Source organism: Streptomyces sp. NPDC053367 (assembly GCF_044545925.1).
Lineage (GTDB): Bacteria > Actinomycetota > Actinomycetes > Streptomycetales > Streptomycetaceae > Streptomyces.
The window spans coordinates 455221-480349 of sequence record NZ_JBITYN010000004.1 but is presented as its reverse complement, the minus strand read 5'-3'; the positions used below and the strand labels follow the sequence as shown (position 1 = coordinate 480349).

Annotated in this window: 26 protein-coding genes and 3 pseudogenes; 18 read left to right on the top strand and 11 right to left on the bottom strand. The window is 72.9% G+C overall.

Features of this window, described 5'->3' with window-relative positions; all coding sequences use genetic code 11:
- Positions 1 to 21: 21 nt before the first annotated feature.
- Both ACIGXJ_RS14885 and ACIGXJ_RS14880 read right to left on the bottom strand, forming a co-directional pair.
- Entirely contained in the window at positions 22 to 480 is a 459-nt protein-coding gene (locus ACIGXJ_RS14885; protein ID WP_399644638.1) for an RpiB/LacA/LacB family sugar-phosphate isomerase, read from the bottom strand.
- A gap of 69 nt (positions 481 to 549) precedes the next feature.
- The gene (locus tag ACIGXJ_RS14880; protein ID WP_399644635.1) at positions 550 to 1530 is read right to left on the bottom strand and encodes a RimK family alpha-L-glutamate ligase; all 981 of its coding nucleotides are present in this window, start codon (positions 1528 to 1530) and stop codon (positions 550 to 552) included.
- A 375-nt stretch (positions 1531 to 1905) separates the two neighbouring features.
- On the opposite strand from ACIGXJ_RS14880, the gene ACIGXJ_RS14875 reads away from it, so the two are divergent.
- The 5 genes from ACIGXJ_RS14875 (at position 1906) to ACIGXJ_RS14855 (ending at position 5226) form a co-directional block, all read left to right on the top strand.
- The gene (locus ACIGXJ_RS14875; protein WP_399644632.1) at positions 1906 to 2316 is read left to right on the top strand and encodes a J domain-containing protein; all 411 of its coding nucleotides are present in this window, start codon (positions 1906 to 1908) and stop codon (positions 2314 to 2316) included.
- 33 nt (positions 2317 to 2349) lie between these two features.
- Positions 2350 to 2745, top strand: a complete 396-nt coding sequence (locus ACIGXJ_RS14870) for a DUF2267 domain-containing protein (protein ID WP_399644630.1) — start codon at positions 2350 to 2352, stop codon at positions 2743 to 2745.
- Positions 2746 to 3145: 400 nt separating this feature from the next.
- Positions 3146 to 4036, top strand: coding sequence for a Gfo/Idh/MocA family protein (locus ACIGXJ_RS14865; protein WP_399644864.1), 891 nt, complete (start codon positions 3146 to 3148; stop codon positions 4034 to 4036).
- A gap of 621 nt (positions 4037 to 4657) precedes the next feature.
- On the top strand, positions 4658 to 4921 hold the full coding sequence (locus ACIGXJ_RS14860) for an SHOCT domain-containing protein (protein ID WP_399644861.1): 264 nt from the start codon (positions 4658 to 4660) through the stop codon (positions 4919 to 4921).
- 50 nt (positions 4922 to 4971) lie between these two features.
- On the top strand, positions 4972 to 5226 hold the full coding sequence (locus tag ACIGXJ_RS14855) for a DUF2933 domain-containing protein (protein ID WP_399644628.1): 255 nt from the start codon (positions 4972 to 4974) through the stop codon (positions 5224 to 5226).
- Between the two features lie 198 nt (positions 5227 to 5424).
- Here the strand turns inward: ACIGXJ_RS14855 and ACIGXJ_RS14850 are convergent, their stop codons facing one another.
- Together ACIGXJ_RS14850 and ACIGXJ_RS14845 are read right to left on the bottom strand one after the other, a co-directional pair.
- Entirely contained in the window at positions 5425 to 5826 is a 402-nt protein-coding gene (locus ACIGXJ_RS14850) for a hypothetical protein (RefSeq protein WP_399644626.1), read from the bottom strand.
- A 17-nt stretch (positions 5827 to 5843) separates the two neighbouring features.
- Positions 5844 to 6356, bottom strand: coding sequence for a hypothetical protein (locus ACIGXJ_RS14845; protein WP_399644623.1), 513 nt, complete (start codon positions 6354 to 6356; stop codon positions 5844 to 5846).
- Positions 6357 to 6663: 307 nt separating this feature from the next.
- On the opposite strand from ACIGXJ_RS14845, the gene ACIGXJ_RS14840 reads away from it, so the two are divergent.
- Positions 6664 to 7653, top strand: a complete 990-nt coding sequence (locus ACIGXJ_RS14840) for an Acg family FMN-binding oxidoreductase (RefSeq protein WP_399644620.1) — start codon at positions 6664 to 6666, stop codon at positions 7651 to 7653.
- 108 nt (positions 7654 to 7761) lie between these two features.
- Positions 7762 to 8583: a universal stress protein gene (locus tag ACIGXJ_RS14835; protein WP_399644618.1), complete on the top strand. Its 822-nt coding sequence runs from the start codon at positions 7762 to 7764 to the stop codon at positions 8581 to 8583.
- A gap of 249 nt (positions 8584 to 8832) precedes the next feature.
- Here ACIGXJ_RS14835 and ACIGXJ_RS14830 read toward each other — a convergent pair whose 3' ends face one another.
- The gene (locus ACIGXJ_RS14830; protein ID WP_399644616.1) at positions 8833 to 9510 is read right to left on the bottom strand and encodes a CBS domain-containing protein; all 678 of its coding nucleotides are present in this window, start codon (positions 9508 to 9510) and stop codon (positions 8833 to 8835) included.
- Positions 9511 to 9652: 142 nt separating this feature from the next.
- Here ACIGXJ_RS14830 and ACIGXJ_RS14825 point away from each other — a divergent pair, with 142 nt between their 5' ends.
- On the top strand, positions 9653 to 10579 hold the full coding sequence (locus ACIGXJ_RS14825) for a pyridoxamine 5'-phosphate oxidase family protein (RefSeq protein ID WP_399644613.1): 927 nt from the start codon (positions 9653 to 9655) through the stop codon (positions 10577 to 10579).
- 122 nt (positions 10580 to 10701) lie between these two features.
- Here the strand turns inward: ACIGXJ_RS14825 and ACIGXJ_RS14820 are convergent.
- Positions 10702 to 10834: pseudogene (locus tag ACIGXJ_RS14820) on the bottom strand (CBS domain-containing protein); the annotation flags it as partial.
- Between the two features lie 233 nt (positions 10835 to 11067).
- Between ACIGXJ_RS14820 and ACIGXJ_RS14815 the strand changes: the two are divergent.
- From ACIGXJ_RS14815 to ACIGXJ_RS14795, 5 genes and pseudogenes are all read left to right on the top strand, one after another.
- Positions 11068 to 11640, top strand: a pseudogene (locus ACIGXJ_RS14815) (universal stress protein).
- 48 nt (positions 11641 to 11688) lie between these two features.
- Positions 11689 to 14088 carry a glycoside hydrolase family 65 protein gene (locus ACIGXJ_RS14810; RefSeq protein ID WP_399644611.1) on the top strand — a complete coding sequence of 800 codons (2400 nt, stop codon included), beginning with the start codon at positions 11689 to 11691 and terminating at the stop codon, positions 14086 to 14088.
- A gap of 320 nt (positions 14089 to 14408) precedes the next feature.
- A pseudogene (locus ACIGXJ_RS14805) lies at positions 14409 to 14698 on the top strand (heavy-metal-associated domain-containing protein); the annotation flags it as partial.
- Positions 14699 to 14856: 158 nt separating this feature from the next.
- Complete coding sequence (locus ACIGXJ_RS14800) at positions 14857 to 15225, top strand: BlaI/MecI/CopY family transcriptional regulator (protein ID WP_399644609.1); 369 nt, start codon at positions 14857 to 14859, stop codon at positions 15223 to 15225.
- Positions 15222 to 16124: a M56 family metallopeptidase gene (locus tag ACIGXJ_RS14795; protein WP_399644606.1), complete on the top strand. Its 903-nt coding sequence runs from the start codon at positions 15222 to 15224 to the stop codon at positions 16122 to 16124. Before ACIGXJ_RS14800 ends, ACIGXJ_RS14795 begins: the two co-directional genes overlap by 4 nt.
- Before the next feature lie 540 nt (positions 16125 to 16664).
- Here ACIGXJ_RS14795 and ACIGXJ_RS14790 read toward each other — a convergent pair.
- The 3 genes from ACIGXJ_RS14790 to ACIGXJ_RS14780 all read right to left on the bottom strand — a co-directional run bounded on the left by ACIGXJ_RS14790 (position 16665) and on the right by ACIGXJ_RS14780 (position 18872).
- Positions 16665 to 17522, bottom strand: coding sequence for a F510_1955 family glycosylhydrolase (locus ACIGXJ_RS14790; protein ID WP_399644604.1), 858 nt, complete (start codon positions 17520 to 17522; stop codon positions 16665 to 16667).
- A 130-nt stretch (positions 17523 to 17652) separates the two neighbouring features.
- A complete protein-coding gene (locus ACIGXJ_RS14785) occupies positions 17653 to 18327 on the bottom strand; it encodes a DUF305 domain-containing protein (protein ID WP_399644602.1) in 675 nt (224 codons plus the stop codon).
- Positions 18328 to 18410: 83 nt separating this feature from the next.
- Entirely contained in the window at positions 18411 to 18872 is a 462-nt protein-coding gene (locus ACIGXJ_RS14780) for a hypothetical protein (protein WP_399644600.1), read from the bottom strand.
- A gap of 783 nt (positions 18873 to 19655) precedes the next feature.
- On the opposite strand from ACIGXJ_RS14780, the gene dhaK reads away from it, so the two are divergent.
- From dhaK to ACIGXJ_RS14765, 3 genes are read left to right on the top strand one after another with little or no spacing between them, the layout of a single operon-like run.
- Positions 19656 to 20648, top strand: a complete 993-nt coding sequence (dhaK, locus tag ACIGXJ_RS14775; RefSeq protein WP_399644597.1) for a dihydroxyacetone kinase subunit DhaK — start codon at positions 19656 to 19658, stop codon at positions 20646 to 20648.
- 52 nt (positions 20649 to 20700) lie between these two features.
- Positions 20701 to 21300 (top strand): dihydroxyacetone kinase subunit DhaL, encoded by a 600-nt coding sequence (dhaL, locus tag ACIGXJ_RS14770; protein ID WP_399644595.1) that lies wholly within the window; start codon positions 20701 to 20703, stop codon positions 21298 to 21300.
- Positions 21293 to 21703: a PTS-dependent dihydroxyacetone kinase phosphotransferase subunit DhaM gene (locus ACIGXJ_RS14765; protein WP_399644592.1), complete on the top strand. Its 411-nt coding sequence runs from the start codon at positions 21293 to 21295 to the stop codon at positions 21701 to 21703. Before dhaL ends, ACIGXJ_RS14765 begins: the two co-directional genes overlap by 8 nt.
- A gap of 27 nt (positions 21704 to 21730) precedes the next feature.
- On the opposite strand, the gene ACIGXJ_RS14760 is transcribed toward ACIGXJ_RS14765, so the two are convergent.
- A complete protein-coding gene (locus tag ACIGXJ_RS14760) occupies positions 21731 to 22459 on the bottom strand; it encodes a glycoside hydrolase family 75 protein (protein WP_399644590.1) in 729 nt (242 codons plus the stop codon).
- Between the two features lie 370 nt (positions 22460 to 22829).
- On the opposite strand from ACIGXJ_RS14760, the gene ACIGXJ_RS14755 reads away from it, so the two are divergent.
- Together ACIGXJ_RS14755 and ACIGXJ_RS14750 are read left to right on the top strand one after the other, a co-directional pair.
- Complete coding sequence (locus tag ACIGXJ_RS14755; RefSeq protein WP_399644588.1) at positions 22830 to 23819, top strand: fibronectin type III domain-containing protein; 990 nt, start codon at positions 22830 to 22832, stop codon at positions 23817 to 23819.
- Positions 23820 to 23971: 152 nt separating this feature from the next.
- Positions 23972 to 24508 carry a hypothetical protein gene (locus tag ACIGXJ_RS14750; protein ID WP_399644586.1) on the top strand — a complete coding sequence of 179 codons (537 nt, stop codon included), beginning with the start codon at positions 23972 to 23974 and terminating at the stop codon, positions 24506 to 24508.
- A gap of 7 nt (positions 24509 to 24515) precedes the next feature.
- Here ACIGXJ_RS14750 and ACIGXJ_RS14745 read toward each other — a convergent pair whose 3' ends face one another.
- On the bottom strand, positions 24516 to 25061 hold the full coding sequence (locus ACIGXJ_RS14745; protein WP_399644583.1) for a PadR family transcriptional regulator: 546 nt from the start codon (positions 25059 to 25061) through the stop codon (positions 24516 to 24518).
- Positions 25062 to 25129: the final 68 nt, after the last annotated feature.

The following is a 25129-nucleotide window of genomic DNA, read 5'->3' as shown; positions in this document are numbered from 1 at the left end:
GTGACCCCCCTCGCCCGCGGATCAGCCGGGCGTTCCTCCGGTGCCGTCGAGCCGGGCGACGTGCGCCACGTTCTCCCGGTCCTCGGCGTCCTCGCTGGGCACCGCGGCGAACCAGGCGTCCAAAATCTCCTTCAGCAGCGGCTCCGAGGTCAGACGCAGGCTCAGCGCCAGCACGTTGGCGTCGTTCCAGCGGCGGGCCCCGTCCGCGGTGCCGGCGTCCGTGCACAGGGCCGCGCGCACGCCGGGTACCTTGTTCGCCGCGATCGACGCGCCCGTACCGGTCCAGCAGCACACGACGGCCTGCTCGGCGGTGCCGTCGGCCACCTCGCGGGCGGCCGCCGCCGAGCACACCGCCCACTGCGGATCGTCGCCGGGGCGCAGCGCGCCGTGCGCGCCGACCTCGTGACCGCGCTCGCGAAGTTCCTCTATCAGCCGCCGGGCGACGGGTTCGTCCATGTCGGAGGAGACGGAGATCCGCATGGCTGCGAGCGTACCCGCGCAGGGGCGGGTCGGCGCCCTGCGCGGCCTGCTCGGCTCACTGGGGGCCGGTCACCTGGGCCCGGGGTTCGGGGACGCCTCGTACAGGGTCTGCCCCCGGGCGGCGGCGTACGCGTCGAGGTGTGCCTTGATGTAGGGCACGGCCACGGTGTGGAGTTCGCCGTCGACGAAGGCGGGCTGGACGTTCACCTCGAAGACGACCCCGCCGTTCTCGATCGCCAGGTCGACCCCGGCGAAGGGCAGCCCCATCGACGCGGTCGCGGCGACGGCCGGCTCGGTGAGGCGTGACGGCAGGTCGGGCGGGGCGATGTGCGTGGGGACGGCGCCCTGGCAGGTGTTGCAGGGGGTGTCCGGTGAGGACTGGACGTGCTCACGGGCGTGGACGACCCGGCCGCCGAGGACGAAGACCCGGTACTGGTGCCGGGCGCCCGTGGCGGTGAAGTTCCCGGCGTCGCGGGACAGCAGCCAGTCGGTGCCCTGCCGGGCGTAGAAGTCCGCGGCGCGCAGCACCGCCTCGGGGCCGGTGACGTGGAAGGTGTCGTTGCCGCCGGTGCCGACGACGGGGCGGGCCCAGGCGTCGCCGCCGAGCTTGTCCAGGGCGGCCCGTGCCTCCTCCGGGGCGGGCCGGGACAGCAGGAGGGTCTCCATGTGGGGGATGCCGTCCCTGCGCAGCCGTTCGACGGTCAGGTCCTTCCGCGTGGCCGCCCGCCAGGCCTCGGGTCCCGCGGCGAGGGTGACCACGTCGTGCCGGGCCAGTGCGAGCTGGAACGCGGCGAGGGCGCTCCTGCGGTGCGGCGGGATCTCGTACAGCACGACGATGTCGGGCACCAGGTCGAGCCCCTGCCCGGGCACGACCAGGCGTAAGCGCTCCCCCTCCGGTACGGCGCGTCCGCCGCCGCCGGTGGCGAGGTGCCGGGAGTCGACGCGGACCGGCGGTGCGCCGGTGAGCAGGTCCACCGCCTGCGCGAGGACGTCCGCGCAGCCTTCGGTGGAGGTGGGGTCGGCGATCAGGGCGATGCGGGGTCGGGACACAGCGGCCTCCAGCGGTCGTCGCCGCGCCGGGCCGCGCGTACTGGCCGGCGCGGACCGGGCGGTCTCACGGGTGGTGCCTGAACGCGGGCGGTCATCGGCTCGGGCGTCCAAGCCGGCCCGGGCGGCCGGTGACCGAAGAGGTGGGCCACGCCCTGGCAGCGGTCGCCAGGGCTGTGGGGAGCCACACTGTAGGCGCCCGTACGGCGGCCGTGGCAGGGCGCACGCGCCCGGACTCCCTGCTCCCGCCCTTGCGCCGTCCGCATCGCCCGTGCGCCCTGCGGTCCCCCCGTACGGGATGCCCCCGCCACCAGGGCAGACCTTGACAATGCGGGGCTCTCGTTCTATCTCAGGGCTGTGGGCGAGGAAGTGACGGGGATGCGGGCGCGAAGGACCGGAGCGGACGCCGCCGACGCCGACCTGTACGCGGTGCTGGGAGTCGAGCGCTCGGCCACCGTCCGGGGGATCACGTCGGCCTTCCGGGCCCGGGTGCGCGAGCTGCGCCCCGACACCCGCGTGGACGCGGCCACAGCCGCGCGGTTCGTCGAGCTGCGGGTGGCGTACGAGACGCTCCGCGATCCGGTCCGGCGCGCGGCCCACGACCGGACGCACGAGCGCGAACGTCGGCGGACGCACGGCGAGGGGCAGCGGCGGACGCCCCAGTCGGCGCACGACCCCGGCACCGGCTCCGCGCGGCGCGCCGCGCCCGGCCGGCGGTACCCCGGCCCCGTCCGGTGGGACCCGCCGCTGCGGGCGGGGCCCGTCCGGTGGGAACCGCCCTCGCGTTGAGGCCCGTGGAGCAACGGTCACCAGGAGGACGTGATGCGTATGCACTGGGACGCCTTCGTCGCCGCGGTCCAGGAGCGCGGCGCATATGAGTCGCGCCATGAGGCGGAACGAGCCGCCCGGGTCGTCCTGGCGCTGCTCGGCGCTCATCTGGTCGGCGAGGTGCGCGCCGAACTGGCCGCCCGGCTGCCGGAGACGTCGGCGCTGATCCTGCTCAACCCCCTCCAGGCGCACGAACCCCTGCCGCCCGAGCGGTTCGTCCGGGCGACCGCGGCCTGGATCGAGGGCGCCACGGAGAAGACCGCCGCCTGGGATGTCAGCGCGGTGCTCAGTGTGGTGGCCGAGGTCGCGGGCGACGGCCTGATGGACCGCGTCCTGTTCCAGCTCCCGCCGGACTACGACCTGCTCTTCGGGCACCCGCGGGCGAGCTGACCACGCGGGGGGCCTTGCCGCGGCGCGGGACCGGCTCGACCGGCTCGACCGCGTGTGTGTGCCGGGCGGCGCCGCAGATGCTCGGTGACGGCCGGGCGCCGGTGCGGGACGGGCGCCGCGACTGGGCCGCACCGGCCAGGGTCCGCGTCGCCGGGACTACCGCCTCACCGGTCTCGGCGCGCACGCCCTGACGGCCGTCGAGCACCCGCGGGACGTCCGTCCCGGCCGTCCCTGCCGGCCGGGTCACGTCACCCACGACCGGCCGCCGCTCCCCGGGGCACCAGGCGATAGGCTGAGCCGGGTCAGTGGTCTAGACATGTCGACGGAGGGGTGCGCAGTGGCAGCCAGGGCACAGGAGCCGGCGGAGACCGGGCAGCCGGGCACCGGGCCGCGGGACGGGCTGCCGGTGGCGGTGATCGGCCTCGGCAGCATCGCGCAGAAGGCCTACCTGCCGGTGCTGGGGGCGCTGCCGGACGTCGACCTGCGCTTCATGACCCGGGACCCCGAGAAGCTCGCCCGGCTCGGCCGCGCCTACCGGGTCCGGCACCTCTTCACCGACCTCGACGCCGTCATCGCCTCGGGCGTACGGGCCGCCTTCGTGCACGCGCCCACGGAACAGCACCACGCCATCGTCGGGCGGCTTCTGGACGCGGGTGTGGACGTCCTCGTGGACAAGCCGCTGTCGTACCGGCTGGACGAGAGCCGCCGCCTGGTGGAACTGGCCCGCGAGCGTGGCAGGTCCCTGATGGTCGGCTTCAACCGCCGCCACGCCCCCGCCTACCTGGAGGCCCTCGACGGACCGCGCGACCTGGTCGTCCTGCAGAAGGACCGACGCGCCCGGACCGGCGACGTCCGCACCGTCGTGCTGGACGACTTCATCCACCTCGTCGACACCCTGCGCATGCTCGCGCCCGACGGCGTCGCCCTCGACACGCACGGCAAGGTCGAGGACGGCCTGCTGCACCACGTGGTCCTGCGCGCCACGGCTCCCGGCTTCACCGGACTCGCCGTCATGAACCGGGCCGGCGGCTCCGCGGGCGAGGTGCTCCAGACGGCCGGCGCCGACCGCCGCCTGGACGTCGTCAACCTCACCGACGTCATCCGCCACGACGGCACCCCCGCCCTGCACCGCGGCTCCGACTGGGAGCCCGTGGGACGGCGCCGCGGCTTCGAGGGCATGTGCCGGCGCTTCCTGGACGCGGTACGGACGGGCGAGCGCCTCGACGCGGGGGACGCGCTGGTCAGCCACGAGTGGTGCGAGGAGGTCATCGGGCGGCTCACGGGCCGCTGAGCCCCCTTCGCCCTGGCGGCGAGGCAGGAGTCACCAGCTGGTGCGACACGACGGGGAATGGCGCGTATGGAGTCCCGGATCCAGCGCAGCGCTCTGGTCGAGGCCGTGACCTGGGCGGCCGAGCCGCTGCCCACCCGGTCGCCGGACGGTCTGCCGGTGCTCCGCCGGACGGTCTTCTGCCGGTGCTCCGTGGCGGTCGCCTTGTCCACCTGCATCCCGCGCACCGGGTCCGTCACTACGTGGCCACCGTCGTGAGAGGCGGGGCGGTGGTGCCCGTGGCCTGCCGTGACGGCGACGGATCGCGGTGACGACACCGCTCAGCGAGCCGGAGATCAGGGTGATGTCGGCGGCCTCGGTGGCCATGATGCCGAAAGCGACGGCACCCATGGGCTTCTCGCCTCCCTCGGCGGGTCGCTCTCCGACCCGGCCACCCCTGCCGGGCAGGGGTCGAACGGCCCACTGGTCCTGGACCGTCCGGCCCCAGACCGCCCCACTGGTCCTGGACCGTCCGGCCCCAGACCGCCCCACCGGACGGAGGGACGATGGAGGCGAAGGCGACACGACGTCCCGGGAGCCCGTCCAGCGCCCGGTCGCCGACACATCCGAAGCAGGTGAGTGGCGATGATGTTCTGGTACGCCCACAGCATGAACGGGTGGGGCTGGTTCGGGATGTCGGTCGGCATGGTCGCATTCTGGGCGCTGATCGTCACAGCCCTCGTGCTGGTCTTCCGCGCCGCCAGCCAGCCCCACGAACACACTCACACCCCCGCCGCACCCACACCGCAGCAGATCCTCGATGAGCGGTTCGCCCGCGGGGAGATCGACGAAGAGGAGTACCGGCGGCGCCTGAGCACGCTGCACGCCGGCCCTCTCACCAGAACCTGAAACCCGGCCGCCTGGTCGCGGCCTCTGCCCTCCGCCGACGGAGGCCCGTGATGAACGACAAGCGCAACTACGGCATGTACGCCCTCGCCGCCGCGATCGTCGTCGTCGGCGCCCTGATCGTCGGCGCGTCCCTGCAAAGCCTCGTCTGGCTCGCCCTCGTCGCGGCCTGCCCGCTGATGATGTTCTTCATGATGCGCGGCATGCACGGCCAGGACATGCACGGCGGCCACGACCGGCACCGCGACGACCGGGACTTGGACCCGCCGCGCAAGCACGACCACCACACCGGGCCCGGCAGGCCCTGACCGGCCCGGCCCGGGTCGGGGGTGAGTGCCATGGCGGCTGTGATCGCCTCGCTCGTCGGGGCGCTGACCCTGGCGGGCATCGGCTGTCGCGGCCGAACACCCCGGCCGGCGACGCGAGTCACGGCAGTGCGGGCCACCGCCTCGGTATCGGTTCCGTCACTGCACCGGACGCCGCCGTCCCTCGCCGGGCCCGGGTCTCTACTCGGGCGCGAAGAGCTGGAAGAACGTCGGGAAGGTGCCGAGCACTCCGAGCGCGATCAGGACCAGAGCCACGGTGAGCGCGCGTCCCGTCTCCCGTGGCTTGTTCCTCAGGGCCAGGTGCAGGACCGCCCAGGAGACCAGCCAGACGATCACCGCCATGAGGGTTTTGCCGGACAGCGGGCCGACCCGGTCGTTCCACTGCAGCCAGTCCGCGACGTCCGTGCTGGCCTCGGCAAGGGTGGTGAACAGGCCCAGAGCGAAAGCTCCGATGCCGGCGGCGATGATGGCGGCGGAGATCGGTCCCTCCGGCCGGTCGACGTCCGCGAGGCCCGTGTCCTCGGTCTCCGGGGCCGGTGGAGGCTGGTCGTCGTGTCGTGCGCTTCCCTCGTGCTGGGTCATCTCGATCACTCCCCGGCTCACTCGACCGGTGCGACTTTGGTGATGAGGGCGCCGAACGCCCCTGCGATCGCGGCGAAGGCGAAGGCGAGCACGTACAGCAGCATCGTGGTGCGCCGTACTCGGTTGTGGCGGACGAGGGTGTTGCCGTAGTAGAGGACGATGAAGGCGACCGTGGTGGCGAGGATCGGACTGAGCCAGGCAAGGTGTTCCTTCCACTCCATGCCGAACTCGTGCCAGTCCGCGGTCTCCGGATCGGCCAGCAACTGCGACTTGGGGCTGTCCGGCGTCTTCTCCCGGTACCACGGGTAGACCACCCAGGTGCCGGTGATCACGGTTCCCCAGGCGGCCACCGCCATCGCCGTGACCCCGATCCTCAGCCGGCGCATGCGCTCGACGACACCGGCGCCGGTGACAAGCGCCGTCCTGAGCCCGTAGAGGTCGGCCAGTCCGCCGGCGAAGGCCAGCAGGAACACCGCACCGAGGACCATGCCGTGGACCAGTCCCCACAGTTCGCGGTCCGTGAAGCTCATCGCCCACCTCCCTGTGCGTTTCGTGTGTGCCCGTGCGAGGGCGAGGGGAAGGAAGGACGGCGAAACGGCTGTGGGCAGGGGCCCGACGGTCGACCGTGGTGTTCCGAAGGTCCCTGCCGTGCGCGGGCAGGGCCGCCCGAGACCATGATGCGACCGGTGACGCCATGGTGCACGGGGTGCGCGCGAGCGGCCACAGGACGCCTCTTCCCCTCCGGCGGACGTGCGCTCCTCACGCCCGGTGGAATAGTGGTAGGGGGCGGACATCGCGTCGCGTGACCGGCCGGACAGCTCCCGGAGGGAGGCCTCGGTGTCAGTACCCGCACTCGACATGAGGACCGTGACGGCACTGGTCGAGGACGCCACGGCCGCCCCGTCCATGTACAACGCACAGCCGTGGAAGTTCCGCTTCCGTCGCGCCGACGGCACCTTCCACCTGTGCGCGGACCTGGAGCGTGCCATTCCGCGCGCCGACCCCACCACCCGCGGCCTCCACCTGGGCTGCGGCGCCGCCCTGTTCAATCTGCGGGTCGCCGCCGCTCACGCCGGCCGGCAGCCGGTCGTCGACCTGCTGCCCGACCCCGCGGACCCGCACCTGCTCGCCACAGTGCGGCTGGCCGGCCCTGCCTCCTACGACACCGACCTCGCCGCGCTGTATCCGGCGGTCCACCGGCGTCACACCAGCCGTCACCCGTTCACGGACGAGGAGATACCCCAGCCCATCAAGGACGCCCTCAGCGCAGCCGCACTCCTGGAGGGAGCGCGGCTGACCTTCCCCGACGCATGGCACGTGCAGACACTTCTGGACCTGGTCCACGACGCGGAGGGGCACGACGCCAGGGACCCCGCCGCCTCGAAGGAACTGCGGCGCTGGACCCGTATCGGTGTCGAAGCCGTGGACGCGGCGACGGACGGGATCCCGGACTACGCCTTCGGACCGCGCAAGTACGGCGGCAGGGCGCCCGTGCGGGACTTCGCCGACCGGCATGCCGTGCCCGGCCGCGACGCCGCCACGTTCGAGAACGTGCCCCAGCTCGCCCTGCTGGGCACCGCCGAGGACCGGCCGCGGGACTGGCTGCGGGCCGGCCAGGCCCTGGAACGCGTCCTGCTCCGGGCCACCGTGGACGGGCTGGCCACCTCCCTCACCTCGCACGCGCTCGAATGGCCGGACATCCGCTGGGCCGTGCGCGATCCGCGGTCCGCGATGGGTTTCGTACAGATCGTGCTCCGGCTCGGATACGGCCCCTCGGGTCCTCGAACGCCGCGCCGCCCCGTGCGCGAGGTACTCGACATCGAGTGAGACCTACGACAGGGAGCCGCGTCCGCGCAGCATGGGCGGGAGACGTCCGCGTGGTCAGTGCTCGTGAGGGGGCCGCAGATGCGGGATCCGGTCGAGAGGAGAGGGGCGGTGGCGATTCCCCTGGTGGTCGGCATCGACGGGTCCGAGGCGAGCCTGGAGGCGGTGGACTGGGCCGCCGGGGAAGCCGCTCGGCATGACGTGCCGCTCCACCTCCTGCACGCGGCGGCGCGGGACCGGGAGGCGTCCGAGGTCATCGACGCGGCCTCCCGACGTGTCAGGGAAGGCGCCCCCACGGTGCGCCTGTCGAGCGAGGTGCTGCCCGAGGACGCGACCGCCGCGCTGGTCGACAAAGGGCGCAACGCTTTCGCGCTGGTGCTGGGATCGAGAGGGCTCGGCGACCTCGCCGGAATGCTCCTGGGGTCGGTCAGTCTCGCGGTGGCGGCACGAGCGGACTGCCCGGTCGTCGTGGTGCGCGGCGCTGCTGAGCACCGGGATGCCCGGTTCGGGAACGTCGTCGTCGGTGTCGAGGAGGGAGAAGGCAGCGACACGGCCGTGCAGTTCGCCTTCCGTGAGGCCCAGGTGCGGCGCTGCCGGCTGGTGGCGGTGCACGCCTGGAGCGCACCGTTCGGCGCCTTCACCACGCCTCAGGCCCCGTCGAGGTTCGCGCTGGAGGCACACCGGCGCCCGCCGACGCAGGTGCTGGACGACGCCCTGCGGGGCGCGTCGGAGCGGTACGGCGACGTCCCGGTGAGCAGGCGGGTGATCCAGGGACCGGCACGCCAGGCTCTCCTGGAGGCGGCCTCCGACGCGGACCTGCTGGTCGTCGGTGCCCGCAGACGACAGGGGCACCTGGGACTGCAACTGGGACTGATCAACCACGCGGTACTGCATCACGCGCCCTGTCCGATCGCGGTCGTCCCCCGGATATGACCCGACGGGCGCGGAGACGGACCAGGCCGACGTCGGCCGGCGGGGCCGGAAGTCGTCCCCGCAGGGACCTTCGGGCCCTGTGCCCGCCGCGGCCCGTCGCCGTCCGGTGGTGGGACGACGTGACGGCCACCGACCTGTACGAAGTGACGACGGCCGTGTGCTGCCTCCGAGGGGGGGCGGCCCCGCGACGTTCAGCCTCTTCGTCCGCGACCTGCCTCCTCGGCGCGGCGACACGGAACGAGGGCCCTTTCAGTAGGCGGAGGTGGGGGAGGGCCGGGCGTCGTCGGTCCGGTAGGCCAGGTGCTCGGCGACCGAGACCACGCCGTCGACGCCCCGGCACAGTCGCTCGATGACGGGGATCAGACTCCTGTACTCGACCGAGCCTCTGAGGTCGACCCGCCCGTCGCGCACCTCGACCGTCACCTCCGAGGGAGCAAGTCTCACCGTGCGCCGCAGCACATCCTCGGTGATCTCGTCGCGGATGGCGTCGTCACGGCGCAGGAAGACCCGCAGCAGGTCGCTGCGGCTGACGATGCCCAGGAGTCTGTCCGTCTCGTCCACGACGGGCAGTCGCTTGACCTGATGGGCCTCCATCAGGCGCGCGGCCTCCACCACACTGAACTCCGGACGTGCGCACACGGCGGGAGCCGACATCAGCTCCTCGGCGCGGGAACCCTCGGCCTTGGCCCGCTCCCGTGCCTCCAGGTGCGCAGCGGGGATCCTGCTCGACGGGTCGGCCTGGTCCGCGCTCTTGCGCAGCAGGTCCGCCTCGGACACCACACCGACCGGGCGGTCCAGTTCGTCCACGACGGGTACGGCGGTGACGTCGTTGTCCGCCAGCAGCCTGACGATCTCCTTGAACGGCAGGTCGGGCCGCGCCTTGACGACGTCCCGGGTCATGAGCTCCGCGACCGTTCGGTGATGCATGGCGCCTCTCCCGTCCAGGGTGTGACCGCTCGACATCCGGCCGGTTCGGCCCGGGCCCGGGAAGGGGCCGGTCGTCCCGTGCGGCGGCGTGCCGCGCGTGGCACGTTGGGTACAGCACCATTCTGAGGAGAGGGCGGCGACCATGCGAGCTCACCTCGGCGACCAGCTCGTCATCGAAAGCCCGGCGACCGGCGCCACCAGGCGCGACGGCGAGATCGTCGGACTTCACCACGACGACGGAACGCCCCCCTACGACGTGCGCTGGTCGGACACCGACGAAGTGACGCTGGTGTTCCCCGGGCCCGACGCACACATCCGGCATGTGGAGCATGAGCAGCGGCGGATGACCACCCGCGGGTCTTCCCGGCCGGACCCGGGTGAGGCAGGGGCCGGTCCCGCGGTGGCTCCGGCGACCGGGACACCCAACCCCGGCGACATCGGCCGGCGCGTGGCCGCCGAACGCCGAAGGCGCGGGCTGAGCCGGAGCGAAACGGCACACCGCGCCCGCATCTCGCCGGACTATCTCGCGTACCTGGAGGAACAGCCGGCCGACCCGACCCTGGCGACTCTCCTCGGCCTGGCAGCCGCGCTGGGCACCACCGTCACGGCGCTGCGCGGGGCGGGAGTCGACCTGCCGCCCGGTCAGGGCCACGCGCTGCTGCATCCCCAGCTGGTGGACCTCGGCCCGCAGGAGTGCCGCCGCCTGCTGTCCACCCACGGCGTGGGACGTATCGCCGTGTCGGCGCCCGACGGCCACCCTGCCGTCGTCCCGGTCAACTACGAGGTGATGGACGACGCGATCGTCTTCCGGACCGCACCCGACTCCGTGCCCGCGGCGGCCGTCGGAACGGAGGTCGCCTTCGAGGTCGACCATGTGGACGAGGCGATGAGCCAGGGCTGGAGTGTGCTCGCCGTCGGCCCCGCGAGCGTCGTCACCGAGCCCGACGCCGTGCGCAGGCTCGCCCAGCGCGCCCACACCGAACCATGGGCGGGCGGTGCACGCGAGATGTGGGTCTCGATCCGGCCCACGCGCCTCACGGGCCGGCGCATCGTCCCGGCCGAGGAGTAGGCGTCCACAGGCCAGGGGCGGTGAGGTGGGGCTCGACGTCGACGACGCCCTCGACGGCGCGTACGAGGCGCACGGCGACCGAGATGAGCGAGGTGTCATGGATGTGCCCGCGCAGTGTGACCGGCCTGGGAGACGACGCCGATGACACGCCCTTCACCCTCCAGGACCGGCATCGCACCGACCTTCCACTGGTCCCATGGTGTGCGCGTCCTTGAAGGGGGCGTCGCGTCCGACGGCCACGACCGTCCGAGTCATCACATCGCTGCCGATGTGCGGGGGCTCAGGCACCGCGATCCTTGTCGTCAGGCCTCGGGAGGACACCGGCCCCGGCAAGCACGATCGTCGCAGATCGACGCGAGGCAACCTGGGCCGAGGGCTCGTTCGCCCGCGGCGCTCGACTGTGCCTCGATGTCGCGACGGAAGCCGAGCGGTGCGACGGTATGGGCAGGGGCCTGCGGCAGTGGCCGGGCCGGAAGGTGGTGGTGACCGTGGAGCTCTTGCTGGTCGCGGGGGTCGACGGATCGGATTCCGGCGTGCAGGCGGTGGACGAGGCGGCGCGCCCCAGGGCTGTCTCTGCGGCTCGTCCACGCCTCTTTGCGGGAGCGGTACGAGGGAGGCCGCCCGTCGCTCGGCACCGGCCGTCCGGCCGAGGAGGTCGTGGCCGAGCGCATCACCGCCTCCTGCGTGGAACGCGCCCGGAGGCGCAACCGGGAGGTGAAGGTGTCGAGCGACGTCCTGCCCGAGGACGCCGTGTCCGTGCTGCTGCACGCGGCTGCGGAGTCCTTCGCCCTGTCCACCGGCTCCCGTGGCCGCGGAGAGATGGCCGGGATGCTGCTGGGATCGGTCAGCCTCGCGGTGGCCGCCCGTGCCGTGTGCCCGGTGATCGTGGTCTCGAAGGCCCCGCCCACGAGGTCCTCCTGGACGCGTCCGGCGGCGCCGACCCGGGGGTCGTGGGTGCGCGCAGGCGTCATGGCCGTGCCGGTCCGCCGCTCGGCCGGGTCGCGCACACCCCGCTGCATCCCGCCGAGTGTCCGGTGGCCGTGGTCCCGCAACGGGCATGACCCCGTACGCCCGCCCGTAGCGTGAGCGGACAGAGGAGGGGCCGGCGGATGTCGGAGTGGACCTGGGAGTACGAGGGTTACGACGCGGACGGGGAGCGCCTGCGCGAGTCGTTGTGCACGCTCGGCAACGGCTACTTCGCCACCCGCGGAGCCGTACCCGAGAGCAGGGCGGGCCTGGTGCACTACCCGGCCACCTATGCGGCCGGGGTCTACAACCGCCTCGAGTCCACGGTTGCGGGGCGGCGGGTGGTGAACGAGGACCTGGTGAATCTCCCGAACTGGCTGCTCCTGCGCTTCCGTCTGCGCTTCGCGGACGGATCGGCGGGCCCGTGGTTCTCGCCCGACAGGCGGCAGCCGCTCGACCACCGGCACATCCTGGATCTGCGCCGGGGCACGCTCACGCGCACGTTCCGGTTCCGGGACGACGAGGCGGGGACGGTGAGTGTGGAGCAGGTCCGGCTGGTGCACATGGCGGATCCTCATCTGGCCGCACTGCGGACCGTTGTCACGGCCGAGGAGTGGTCCGGCGAGCTCGAGCTGGAGTCCGTCCTCGACGGGGACGTGATCAACGGCAACGTGCACCGTTACCGGTCTCTCAACCGGCGCCACCTGCTCCATGTGCGGACGGGCGCGTCCACGGCCGACGTGACGTGGCTGAGCTGCCGCACCAGCACGTCCGACATCGGGATCGGCATGGCGGCCCGTACGGTCGCCGTCGGGCAGCCGCCCACGTCGTCGGAGCTTCGTCCGTCTCACCGCCGTGCCGTACACCGGTTGGTGGTACCGGTCGGGCCGGGCCGGCCCGCCGTCGTCGACAAGACCGTGGCCGTGCACACCTCCCGTGACCCGGCGATCAGTGACCCGCTCGGCGCGGCGCTGGACCGGGTGGCCACGGCCCCGGGCTTCCCGGCGCTGATGGACTCCCATGCCGCGGCCTGGGCCCGCCTGTGGCGGGGCGCGGACGTCCAGGTGCCCGGCGAGGCGGGCCGTGTCCTGCGACTGCATCTGTTCCATGTGCTGCAGACGTTGTCCCCGCACACCGCGGACCTCGACGTGGGCGTGCCGGCCCGTGGGCTGCACGGCGAGGCGTACCGGGGCCATGTCTTCTGGGACGAGCTGTTCGTGCTGCCGTATCTGAACCTGCATCTCCCGGAGGTCTCGCGGGCCCTGCTCAACTACCGTCACAGGCGCCTGCCACAGGCGTGCCGCGCGGCCCGTGCCGCGGGCCGGGCCGGGGCGATGTACCCGTGGCAGTCCGGTAGCGACGGCCGTGAGGAGACCCAGGAACTGCACCTCAACCCCCGTTCGGGCCGCTGGCTGCCGGACAACTCCCGGCTCCAGCACCACGTCGGCTCGGCGATCGCCTACAACGTGTGGCAGTACTGCGAAGCGACCGGCGACACCGAGTACCTCCACACCAAGGGCGCGGAGATGCTGCTGCAGATCGCCCGTTTCTGGGCGGACAGCGCGGAATTCGCCCCCGGCCTCGGCCGCTACCGTATCCGCGGCGTGGTCGGCCCCGACGAGTACCACGACGGCTACCCCGACGCCGCCCGGCCCGGCCTGGACGACAACGCGTACACGAACGTCACGGCCGCCTGGGTCCTCAGCCGCGCCCTGGACCTGGTGCGGCGTATGCCGGCATGGCGCCGGCAGGAGCTGTTCGATCGCATCGAACTGGACAGCGGCGAACTCCCGAAGTGGGACGAGGTCTCCCGGCGGCTGCGGGTGCCGTTCCACCAGGGCGTCATCAGCCAGTTCGACGGCTACGGCGACCTCACCGAACTGGACTGGGACGCCTACCGCACCCGCTACGCAAGCATCCGGCGGCTGGACCGGATCCTGGAGGCCGAGGGTGACTCGGTGAACCGCTACCAGGCCTCCAAACAGGCCGACGTCCTGATGCTCGGTCACCTCTTCTCGCCCGGCGAGCTGCGGGCCCTGTTCCATCGCCTCGGCTACGACGTCGACGACGAGGTCTGGCGCGGGACCGTCGACTACTACCTTCGGCGCACCAGCCACGGCTCCACACTCAGCGGCCTCGTCCACGGCCTCGTCCTGGCCCGGGCCAGACGAGCGGAGGCGTGGAGCTATGTCCACGAGGCCCTGGACGCGGACATCGCCGACATCCAGGGCGGCACGACCGGTGAAGGCATCCACCTGGGTGCCATGGCCGGGACCCTGGATCTGGTGCAGCGCGGCCTGACCGGGCTGGAGACGCGCGGGGACGCCCTGCGCGTGGATCCGGTTCCCCTGCCCGCGCTGTCGGAGTACGGGTTCTCCCTGCGCTACCGCGGCCACTGGGGCGTCGGCATACAGCGGCGGAGCGGACAGCTGGAGATCCACGTGCCCGACTCCGAGGAGTCACCGATCCGCGTGGTGCTGGCCGACCGGGCCGTGACCGTCGCGCCCGGAGAGACATGCACGCTCGTGCTGCCGGAGAGCTGACGAGCCGGACAGGCCGACCACGACAGAGCAGCCTCACACCGCCCTGGCATCCGAGAGACGGACCAGCTTCGTGCCCGTCCCGGGTGAGTGCGCACCTGGCCGAAACCGCGCGTCGCGTGCGACCCCGGTCGCCGGCCAGTGGGTCCGACCGGCCCGAGCCCGTTCGCGGGCCGCCGCACAGGCTGACGGTGCGGGGCGAGTCGAGCGCTTTGCCGGTCTACACCCAGGTACCCCCCGGGGGTGCATAGCCGCCCAGGGCAGGGCGCTCGAAGAACGAGCGGTCGCCAGTGTCCCGCGCATCGACAACTGAGGAAGAAGCCATGACCGACCGGAACAACTCCGGCTCCTGCTGCTCCACCGACGGCTCCTGCCGCTCCGGCGCCGCGGCCGACACCGAGGGCACTGGGACGACGGTCGTCCACAAGGTGTCCGGCATGACCTGCGGCCACTGCGAGGGCTCGGTCTCCGGGGAGATCTCCGCGCAGGAGGGGTCACCTCCGTGAAGGCCGTCGCCAAGACCGGCGAGGTGACCGTCACCTCCCTCGCCCCGCTCGGCGAAGAGACCGTTCGGGCTGCTGTCGACGAGGCGGGCTACGACTCGTCGGCTCGGCCCGAACGGGGGCCGGATACGCCGGCCTCTCCGCTGTCGCCCCCGCAGAAACGCACCCTCCGCTCAGGCGGATGCCGTACGTCCCTGCTCCGGCTTGAGAACCCGGGGCCGACACGACCTACTATGGCGCAGCGTACTGGGGCTGAGAGGGAGCGATCATGCGGCGGCTGGGGGACCTGGAGGCGGAGATCATGGACCGCCTCTGGCGGTGGCAGCGGCCGACGACGGTGCGCGAGATCGTCGACGACATCAACAGAGAACGGCCGCTCGCCTATACGACCGTGATGACGGTCGCGACGATCCTCTACAACAAGGGCTGGCTGGTCCGCAGCAAGCAAGGCCGCGCCTGGGTGTACACACCGGTCCGCAGCCGCGAACAGTACGCGGCGGCGCTCATGGAGGACGCGCTCGGCGCGAGTGAGGACCGCCCTGTGGCTCTCACCCACTTCGTCCGGCAGATGGGTCCCGACGAGATCGATGCGCTGCGCAAGGCATTGCGCGCCGCGGGACGGCGGGGCGAGTCGTGAACGCGGTGCCCGCGCTGCTCGGCTACGCGGCGGGAGTCGGTCTCCTCGCACCGCAACTGCTGCTGCGCAGCGCCTGGCCGCATCGTGCGCCGGTCCTGGCCCTGACGGTGTGGCTCGGGCTGACCGTTTCCTTCACCCTTGCCGCCGCACTCGCCGCGCATCATCTCGCCGCCCCCACCCGGCACCTCCATATCGGTTTGATCGGCGTGCTCCGTACCTGCGGCCTCGCCACGTCCCACCCCACGACGGCCGACCGCTTGGCGATCGTCCTTCCACTCGCCGTGGTGTTCCTCGTCCTCGGCCGCTTCGCCCTCGAAGTGCTCCGCGGCCGGCGCGCTCGCTCTCGACACCGAACGATCCTGGACATGGTGGGCCGACGTTCCACCCGTCTGTGCGCCACCGTCCTCGACCACGATCTGCCCGCCGCCTACTGCCTGCCCGGACACAGGCCGCGCGTCGTGGTCAGCGTCGGTGCTGTGCGGCTGCTGTCCCCGGACCAGCTGGAGGCCGTACTCGAACACGAGCGGGCGCACATCACCGGTCGCCACCACCTGGCGCTGGCGGCCACTCAGGCGTTCGCCCGCGCCTTTCCGCGTCTGCCACTCGCCCGTCACGCCAGGGAACAGGCCGGCGTGCTGCTGGAGATGATCGCCGACGACCGGGCGCTGCGCCGCCAGTCCCGCGAGGTGCTCGCGACGGCCATGTACGAGATGGCGGCAGCCAAGGCCGCCCCCGCAGGCGCCTTCGCGGTGGGCGGCCCCAGCACGTTGCTCCGGCTGCGGCGCGTGCTCGATCCGCCGCGGCGGCCGCATCCTGCGATCCGAGGATCGATGGCCGCCGCAGCTGCGGTGGTGCCGGTGATCCCGCTGCTGTTCGGCTGCCTCCCCACCGTCGGATGATCCTCGCGGGCGTCCGGCCGGAACGCGGGACGATCCGAAAGTGCACTCACCTCCGAGACACCGGCACCGCCCCCGGCGTCCTGCCTCCCGCTCGGTCCGCCCGCCACCGGCGCTGCCGTACGGAGTGACCCCCCGCGGCTTGCACACCGCGAGGATCATGGCCGGCACCAGCACGGTCAGCGCCAGGACGGAGTGCAGCACAGGAGAGAGGCTGCGCACGGACCACGGTTCGGCCGCCGGGTTGGCGGCCCTGCGGGCCATGGTGCGTGGCACGCCGTGAGATCACCGGCCACCTCGCCCGGCTCGCGGAGGTTCGGGACCGGACCGACGGGGGCGCGTGCGCGGCTCGAGGCGGTACGCGAGACCTACGCCCTCATCACCCAGGGGTCCACGGCCATCACGACACGGACCTGGCGGCGCGAGGAGCCGCCGCCGTCCGCCCGGCACATCGTCGGCCGCCGCCCTTACCGCCCACATCGGCATGAGCGGCACGATGGGGGCCATGCTGATGACGATGGCCGCCTGAGAGGCCGCCGTGGATCAGTGGCCGCCGCTCGACGTGACGGCCATGCGCTGCTTGAAGGTCCTGCCCCCGTCCTGCGACTCGAACACCCCGGTCTGCGTCGCGGCGAGGACGTGCTCGGCGCCGACCGCGGTGAGTGCCTGTGGCTGGCCGCCAGGCACGGTGGAGACCTTCTTCCACGTGGTGCCGCCATCCGCGCTGCGGTTCAGGCCGCCGGAGACGTCGATGCCGTAGAGGGCATCCTTCGCGGGCCAGGAGAGCAAGGCCATCACCGGCCTCCGTCCCGTGGTGAACGTCCTTCCTCCATCGACGCTCCGGGCGACTCCCTCAGCGGTGGTGGCCAGGACGACGTCCGGGTCGGTGGGGCCGACCGCTATGTCGAGGGCTTCCAGCCGCGCCCCGTCCTTCCACGACACGCCGTCTTCGGTCGTGCGCAGCAGACCCTGGCCGGCGTCGTAGCCGTAGACGGTGCCGCCGGCGAAGTCCAGGGCGTGGAAGTCGGACTCGCCGGACAGGGACAGGGAGGTCCAGGTCCTGCCTGCGTCGGTGCTGCGGACGAGCCCCTTGTCACCGCCGGAGGTGGGGTGGCCGCTGGCGTAGAACGTCTTGTCGCCGGCCACCGTGAAGCCCATGAAGTCGTCCTTGCTGTCGCCCACCAGCTCTGGTTCTCCCTGCGCGTCAGGGGTGTAGACACCCTCGTGTGTGGCGACGTAGAGGCGCTGGTCGGCGGAGTCGAGGCCGAGCCCGTGGATGTGGCTCACCGTCGTCCCGGAGACGGCGGAAGAGCCGGTCGGGTCTCCGCTGTCGGAGCATGCGGCCAGGGCGAGGGCGAGAGCGAGGGCCGTGGCTGCCACGGCGGCGGGGCGCTTGTTCATGATTCCTCGAGGACGTACGGATGCGCCGGAGCGGCGACTGCGGCTCACGGCGTCGGCGGCATGGGGAGAGGACCACCAGGGCCCCTCGGGTGTGTACCGGGGAGCCCTGGCGGTCAGCGGGCGCTGCGGATCAGAGGCGGTCGAGGATCTTCTCGAACTTCTCGACCTCGGCGGACTGGTTCTTCACCACGTCGGCGGCGAGCTGCTGCGCCGTCGCGTTCCGGCCGTTCTTCTGCTCGTCCTCGGCCATGGTGATGGCGCCCTTGTGGTGGGCGATCATCATCTCGGCGAACATCCGGTCGAACTCGGTGCCCCGGGCGGCTTCGAGCTTCTTCATGTCCTCGCCGGACATCATTCCGGCCATGCCCGAGTGGTCCGCGCCTTCGGAGCCGTGGTGCATGCCGGGCATCTCCTCGGCCGACTCCGGCTTGCCCCAGGCCTTCAGCCAGGACTTCATGGTCTGGATCTCGGGGTCCTGGGCCTTCTGGATGGCGGCGACCAGGGTCTTGACCTCCGCGTCGGAGGCGCGGCCGTCCGCGAGCCGGGACATCTCCAGTGCCTGCTCGTGGTGCGGGATCATCCCCTGCGCGAAGGCGACGTCCGCGGCGTTGAACGCGCCGGGCGCCGGGTTGTCCTTCGCCTCCTGGGTCGACGCGGCGGAGGAGGAGCTGCCGCTCCCGTGGTCCATGCCTTCCATGTCGTCCCCGCCGCAGGCGGCGAGCAGCAGCCCGCCGGCCGTGACGACACCGACGATCGCGAGACGGCGGCGGAAGGAGCGGTTCAGGGCGTGCTTGTGGGCAGTCATGTGCGAAACACCTCATGTGTCAGTTCTGTGCGGTGGCGTACGCGGTTGCGCGGCGGCACTGAACGGGCCGCGCGGCGGCGCGCCTATATCCGCAGTACTGACGACTGGGCCAGAAGGGGCCTGGGAGGTGGGCCGACAGGGCGGGCCAGGGCGATCGATCGCGCGAGCAGGGCGGTCGACCGCTCCACCCACCGACGGAGCACCGCCGCCTTCAGGAACAGAGCGAGCAGCCCTGCCGCGAGCACCGCCACGCACACGGACATCGGGTCCATGCCGCCCGGAAGCTCGTGCACCGGCAGCGCGGCAGCCGGAGCAACGGGTTCCCGCTGGGCCATCCGGTCGTGCTGTGCCGGAGCCTTCTCGGTCGAGGCGTGGTGAGCCGTACCGTCCTGGTGCGCAACGGCTGCGCCGCCGCCCATGGCGTGTCCGGACGACTCCTCCGGGTGGCCCAGCGTGTGCATGGCGAACACGCCCAGCGTGAGCATGATGACGAGCAGCAGATACCCGAAGGCCCCGCCTGCCCGCAGCCGCCCGCTCGTGCTCAACCTGATCTCCCTGCTCGGCCTCTTGGGATACTACTAAGTCACTTGGCACACGTCCGCCACTCACGTCACACGACGGCCTTCCGCCGGTTACGGGGTGCCGCGCCGCGTGTCACTCAGGGCGCAAGGGGACCGCCCGGCACAGCAAGGACGGTCTTGCCGAGGAGCCCGACGACGACGGATCCGGTGGCCGCCACGCAGGCCGTCACGGCGGCCTCGGGCAACACCGGCAGGGCGATGTGCCCAAGCGGGCGTCGTCGTCGGCAGCGTCCGCCGATGCCACTCGGTCCACCAGCGCCCCTCGGCGCCACGTCGAGCGCATGGCCGAGGCGCCCGGCCTCCTGCACCGCGATCCGCACGGCCGGCTCCGGCAGCGACCGCTCAATGCCGTGCAGCCCCCCTCCAGGCGCAGGCATGAAAAGCCGCCTCAAACAACCCAGTTGTGCGCGGCTTTCACACAGACCCCAGGACGATCGTCATGACCCACGGGTGGAAACGAGGCCGGACCACTGTTGATCGGCCTTCCGTCGCCGCCCGGGCACCAGCCGCGTGACCTTCGCTGCCGCGAGGCCGATACTGCCGTCAACAGGAGCTGCAGTCGCCACACGACCGATCACCCGCAGGACCTGGCGGCCCGTCGCCGAAGTCGGCATCGGGTCGGCATCAGTACCGTCAGGAACCGCCCCGGACCGCCACGAACCGCCACGATCGAAAACTGACCTTATACGCTCTGACCTGGAAAAACACAGGTGCAGGGCCTGCCTGCCATCGCTTCAGGAGGTACCCGTGAGGATGCTCATCAACGTCCCCGAGACAGTAGTCGCCGACGCGCTGCGGGGTGTGGCCGCCGCGCATCCCGAGCTGGCCGTGGACGTGGAGAACCGCGTGATCGTACGACGCGACGCCCCGGTGGCCGGGAAGGTGGCGCTGGTGTCCGGGGGCGGGTCGGGGCACGAGCCGCTGCACGGGGGGTTCGTGGGGCCGGGGATGTTGTCGGCGGCCTGTCCCGGGGAGGTGTTCACCTCGCCGGTGCCGGACCAGATGGTGCGGGCGGCGGCGGCCGTGGACAGCGGGGCGGGCGTGCTGTTCGTGGTGAAGAACTACACCGGTGACGTGCTGAACTTCGACATGGCGGCCGAACTCGCCGAGGACGAGGGCGTCCAGGTGGTCAAGGTGCTCGTCGACGACGATGTGGCGGTCACCGACAGCCTGTACACGGCCGGCCGGCGCGGCACCGGTGCCACGCTGTTCGTGGAGAAGATCGCGGGCGCGGCCGCCGAGGAGGGGCAGCCGCTGGAGCGGGTGGAGGCGATCGCCCGCCGGGTGAACGAGAGTTCCCGCAGTTTCGGTGTGGCGCTCAGCGCGTGCACCACGCCCGCCAAGGGCAGTCCCACCTTCGACCTCCCGCCGGGCGAGCTGGAGTTGGGCATCGGCATCCACGGCGAGCCGGGCCGCGAGCGGCGGGCGATGATGACCTCCGGGGAGATCGCCGACTTCGCGGTGCATGCCGTGCTGGAGGATCTCCGGCCGCGCAATCCCGTGCTGGTGCTGGTCAACGGCATGGGCGCCACGCCGCTGCTGGAGCTGTACGGCTTCAACGCCGAGGTGCAGCGGGTGCTCGGCGAACGGGGTGTCGCCGTGGCGCGCACGCTCGTCGGCAACTACGTGACCTCGCTCGACATGGCCGGCGCCTCGGTGACGCTGTGCCAGATCGACGAGGAGCTGCTGCGGTTGTGGGACGCGCCGGTCAGCACGGCCGCGCTGCGCTGGGGCATGTGAGACGCGGACAACGTAGCTAGCGGACAACGTACCTATCAGGCAAGGAGATCAAGTGCTCGACGCCGATTTCTTCCGCCGTTGGATGACGGCGACGGCCGTGTCCGTCGACCGGGAGGCGGAGCGGCTCACGGCCCTCGACTCCCCGATCGGGGACGCCGACCACGGCAGCAATCTGCAGCGCGGCTTCCGGGCCGTGGCCAACGCCCTGGAGCAGGAAGCGCCCGGTACGCCCGGGGCGGTGCTGATCCTGGCCGGGCGGCAGCTCATCTCGACGGTCGGTGGCGCCTCGGGACCGCTGTACGGCACGCTGCTGCGGCGCACCGGCAAGGCGCTCGGGGACGCGCCGGAGGTCGGTGAGAAGGAGTTCGCCGACGCCCTGCGTGCGGGCGTGGAGGCGGTGATGCAGCTCGGGGGTGCCGCGCCGGGCGACAAGACGATGATCGACGCGCTGCTGCCGGCGGTGGACGCGCTCGGTGAGTCGTTCGCCGCGGCGCGCACGGCCGCCGAGCAGGGTGCGGAGGCGACGACCCCGCTCCAGGCCCGCAAGGGCCGGGCCAGCTATCTCGGGGAGCGCAGCATCGGGCACCAGGACCCGGGGGCGACCTCGGCGTCCCTGCTGATCGCGGAGCTCGTGGAGGCGGCCGGTGAGTGACGACGGACTGGTGGGGATCGTGCTGGTCTCGCACAGTGCGCAGGTGGCCGCGTCGGTGGCCGAGCTGGCCCGGGGCCTGGCCGGCGGTGGCGCGGAGGTGCCGCTCGCCGCGGCGGGCGGCACCGAGGACGGCGGCCTCGGCACCAGTGCCGAGCTGATCGCCGCCGCGGCCGCCTCGGTGGACCGGGGCGCCGGGGTCGCCGTGCTCACCGACCTGGGCAGCGCCGTGCTGACGGTCAAGGCGCTGCTCGCCGAGGGCGACGAACTGCCCGAGGGCACGCGGCTGGTGGACGCCCCGTTCGTGGAGGGCGCGGTCGCGGCGGTGGTCACGGCCTCGACGGGGGCCGGCCTGGACGCGGTCGCGGCGGCGGCCGGGGAGGCGTACGACTACCGCAAGGCGTGAGGTGCGCACGCGGGCGGGGGGCCGGGATCACTCCCGGTCCCCGGCCCCGCGCACGAACTGCCGGGCCAGCCGCTCCCCCGTCTCCTCGGCCGCCTTCCGGCTCTCGACGGGGGTCGCGCGGGAGTCCTTGAAGACGATGTAGGTGACGCCGGATGGCGTGCCGCCGCCGTGCGGGTCGGGGTCGATGCCGAGGGCCTCGGCGGTGGCGTAGGACGCCTCGCCGATGAGGTCGTGGGGGCCCGCGTCGCCGACGACGGCGTACTGCACCCGGCCGCGGTAGATCACCGCGGCCACCGCGCCGCCGCGCACCCCGTGGTCGCGGTGGTCCCAGATGCGGCTGGGCGCCGGCACCACGACGTACGGCAGCCGCTCGGCGTCCAGCGGGCGGCCGTCGGACTGCGGGTAGGCGGTGCCGGGCGAGAAGTAGGGGTCGGTGCGGCTGTTGCAGCGGCTGGTGGGGCGTCCGTCGCAGTCGATGTCCATGTCCGCCTTCCAGAAGACGGCCTCCTTCGTGCCGCACACGGGCACCGTGGCGGGCGCGCCGCTGTCGGTGCGGTAGCGGCCGCGGGAGACGGGCTCGCAGCCGCGCACCCGGTCCAGCAGGTCGGCGGCCCGCACGGGGGCGTCGGCGTGCACCCCCGGCGGTCCGGGCAGGCCGACGGGCGCGGGGGCGGTGACGGTGGCTGCGGTGGGCTGCGTCGTCGGGGCGAGCAGAGCGGCGCTCGCCGCGGCCAGCGTCAGCGACTGGACACGCACGATAAGGGTCCCTCTTCCTGGACGGCCTGACGGGCACTCAGCCCAATCTGATGCCGTTTCGGATACGCGGCCATTCCGAGGGGGCCGGACGGGGCGCACGGCACGGGGTCCGGCGGGTCCGGCGGGGAACCGGGCGCCCGCGACCCTGAAACGGCCGCGGGCCCCGGCCGCCGGCGCGGGGATCAGCGACGACAGCGGCTCCGCGCCACAGGCCCGAACTCCCGTTCCTGTGCGGAGAGTTCGGGCGCAAGAAGGCACAGCATACGTAATCGCCGGGCGGGCCCGCCAACACCCCTCTTGATGTGAGCGCGCCAGTCGGGCCATATTGGTCCGTACCATTGCCGCCGTGCCGGTCCCTGGAGGCAGAGCCGTGCGACGCGTTCCCGTTCCCGCCGCGCTGGTGTGCGCCACGCTGGCCCTGGTGAGCGCCTGTGCGCAGGGCACCGGCGCGGAACGGCCGCCGGGGGTGCCGACGGGCGTCACCGCGCAGGCCGGCAGCGCGACCAGCGTGCATGTGATGTGGAACCGGGTCGCCGGTGAGCCGCCGGTCACGGCGTACGAGGTGTACCGGGGCCGCAGCAAGGTCCAGGAGGTACCCGGCGACCGGCACATGGTGGACGTCACGCGGCTGCGGCCGGGCACGTCCTACGTCTTCACGGTGCGCGCCCGCCACGGCGACGGGCGGCTCGGCCCGAGCAGCCGCGCGGTGCGGGCGACGACCCCCGCCGCCGTCGCGGCCGACACCTCCGCTCCGTCCCGGCCGGGCTCCCCGCGCGCGAAGGCCGTCGGCGGGCGCGCGGCCCAGCTGTCGTGGGGCGCCTCGACGGACGACCGGGAGGTGGTGTCGTACGACGTCTACCAGTCGGGGGCGAAGATCCACAGCGTCGGCGGGGACCAGACCGCCACGGTGCTCACCGGGCTGCGGCCCGGCACCCGCTACACCTTCACCGTCCGGGCCCGGGACGCCGCCGACAACCTCTCGCCCGCGAGCGAGGCCGTACGGCTCACCACCGCGCCGGGCGCCGACGGCGGTGCCGCGACCGCCCCGGCCGGCTTCCGTGCCGTGACGCACCGCGCGAAGGACGGGGCGTACTACCTCGACCTGTCCTGGCTGCCGCCGCGCACCGACGGGCTGGTCACGGAGTACGAGGTCCGGCTGGACGGCCGCGCGGCCACCTCCCTCGTCTTCGGCGGCCGGCCGCCGAGCGACCGGGCCTCCTACAGCTTCTACGTCGGCCGTACGGCGGGCGTGACCCACCGGGTCCGTCTGCGGGCCCGGCTGCCCGACGGGACGTGGGGGGCGCTGTCGGCGGAGCGCACGGTGACCACGGGGGCGGCCCGCTCAGCGGCGGGCAGGTGACCCGGACGGGTCAACCCGTCACCTGCCTGGCGGCGTTCGGAGTGCGGTGGGGGCAGCGGCGGCATTGGCTGACCCTGAGGCAGCACGGGCGTTCCCCGACCCCCGGCGGCGCAAGGGATGTACCGCCAACCGTGCCGCTGGAGGACACTTCCATGCCGAAATCAACGCCCCTTCTGCGCGGTCTGACCGCGGCAGCCGCCGCCGCGCTGCCGCTCGCCCTCGCCGCCGGGCCCGCCGAGGCGGCCACCGGCATCTCGGTGAGCACCAGCGGCTCGACGGTGTCGGTCACCACCAGCGCGTGTGCCCAGCAGATCAACGGCAGCTGGGGCAACGCCTCGCTGCTCACCGGCAGCCAGGCCAACTTCGCCCAGGGCCGGCAGGTGGCACTGTCGGGCAGCAGCGCCCTGCAGTCGGCCGCGTGGTCGGGCGTCAGCCCGGGCACCTACACGGTGATCGTGGTGTGCGCCAACGGCTCCACCGCGGGCACCCAGTCCGTGATCGTCTCGGCCGCCTCCACGCCGACCATCTCCGCCACGGCGTCCCCGTCGCGCGGTGTGATGGGCGGTCTGGGCGGCGGCTCCCGGGACTACGGCACGATCACCCTCGTCGGCGGCGGCATGCTCGTCGCGGCGGGTGCCGGGGCCACGGTGTGGTTCCTGCGCCGCCGTTCGAAGCCGTACCGCCTCTGAGGCCGCCTCAGTCCGCCTCGGGCAGCCGCTCGAACTCCTCCAGGGCGTGGGCGAGCCACCGCGTCCAGAAGGTCTCCAGCTCGATGCCGGCCCGCAGCACCAGATGCTGGAGACGGTCCTGCGGGCTGTCCTTCCCGGGCGGGAAGTCACGCTTCTCGATCTTCTCGTACTGGGCCAACTGCTCCCGGTGCAGGTCCAGATGGTGCCGCAGGTCCGCCTCGATGCCCTCGGTGCCGACGACCGCCGCGGCGCGCAGCCTGAGCAGCAGCGGATCGCGCTGCGCCTTCGGCCCCTGCGGCGCGGCGGTCCAGCGGGCCAGTTCGGCGCGGCCCGCCGGCAGGACCTCGTACGCCTTCTTCTGCCCGCGGGCCGGCTGATCGCTCGGCAGGGCCCGGATGTACCCCTCGGCCTCCAGCTTTCCCAGCTCGCGATAGATCTGCTGGTGTGTCGCGGACCAGAAGTAGCCGATCGACCGGTCGAACCGGCGGGTCAGCTCGAGCCCCGACGACGGCTTTTCCAGCAGGGCGGTCAGGATCGCGTGCGGGAGTGACATGGGGTCATCCTAGGGACGGGTCTCACGGGGACGCGCCCTAGGGCCGCACGGGGGTGCACGGAGCCGTC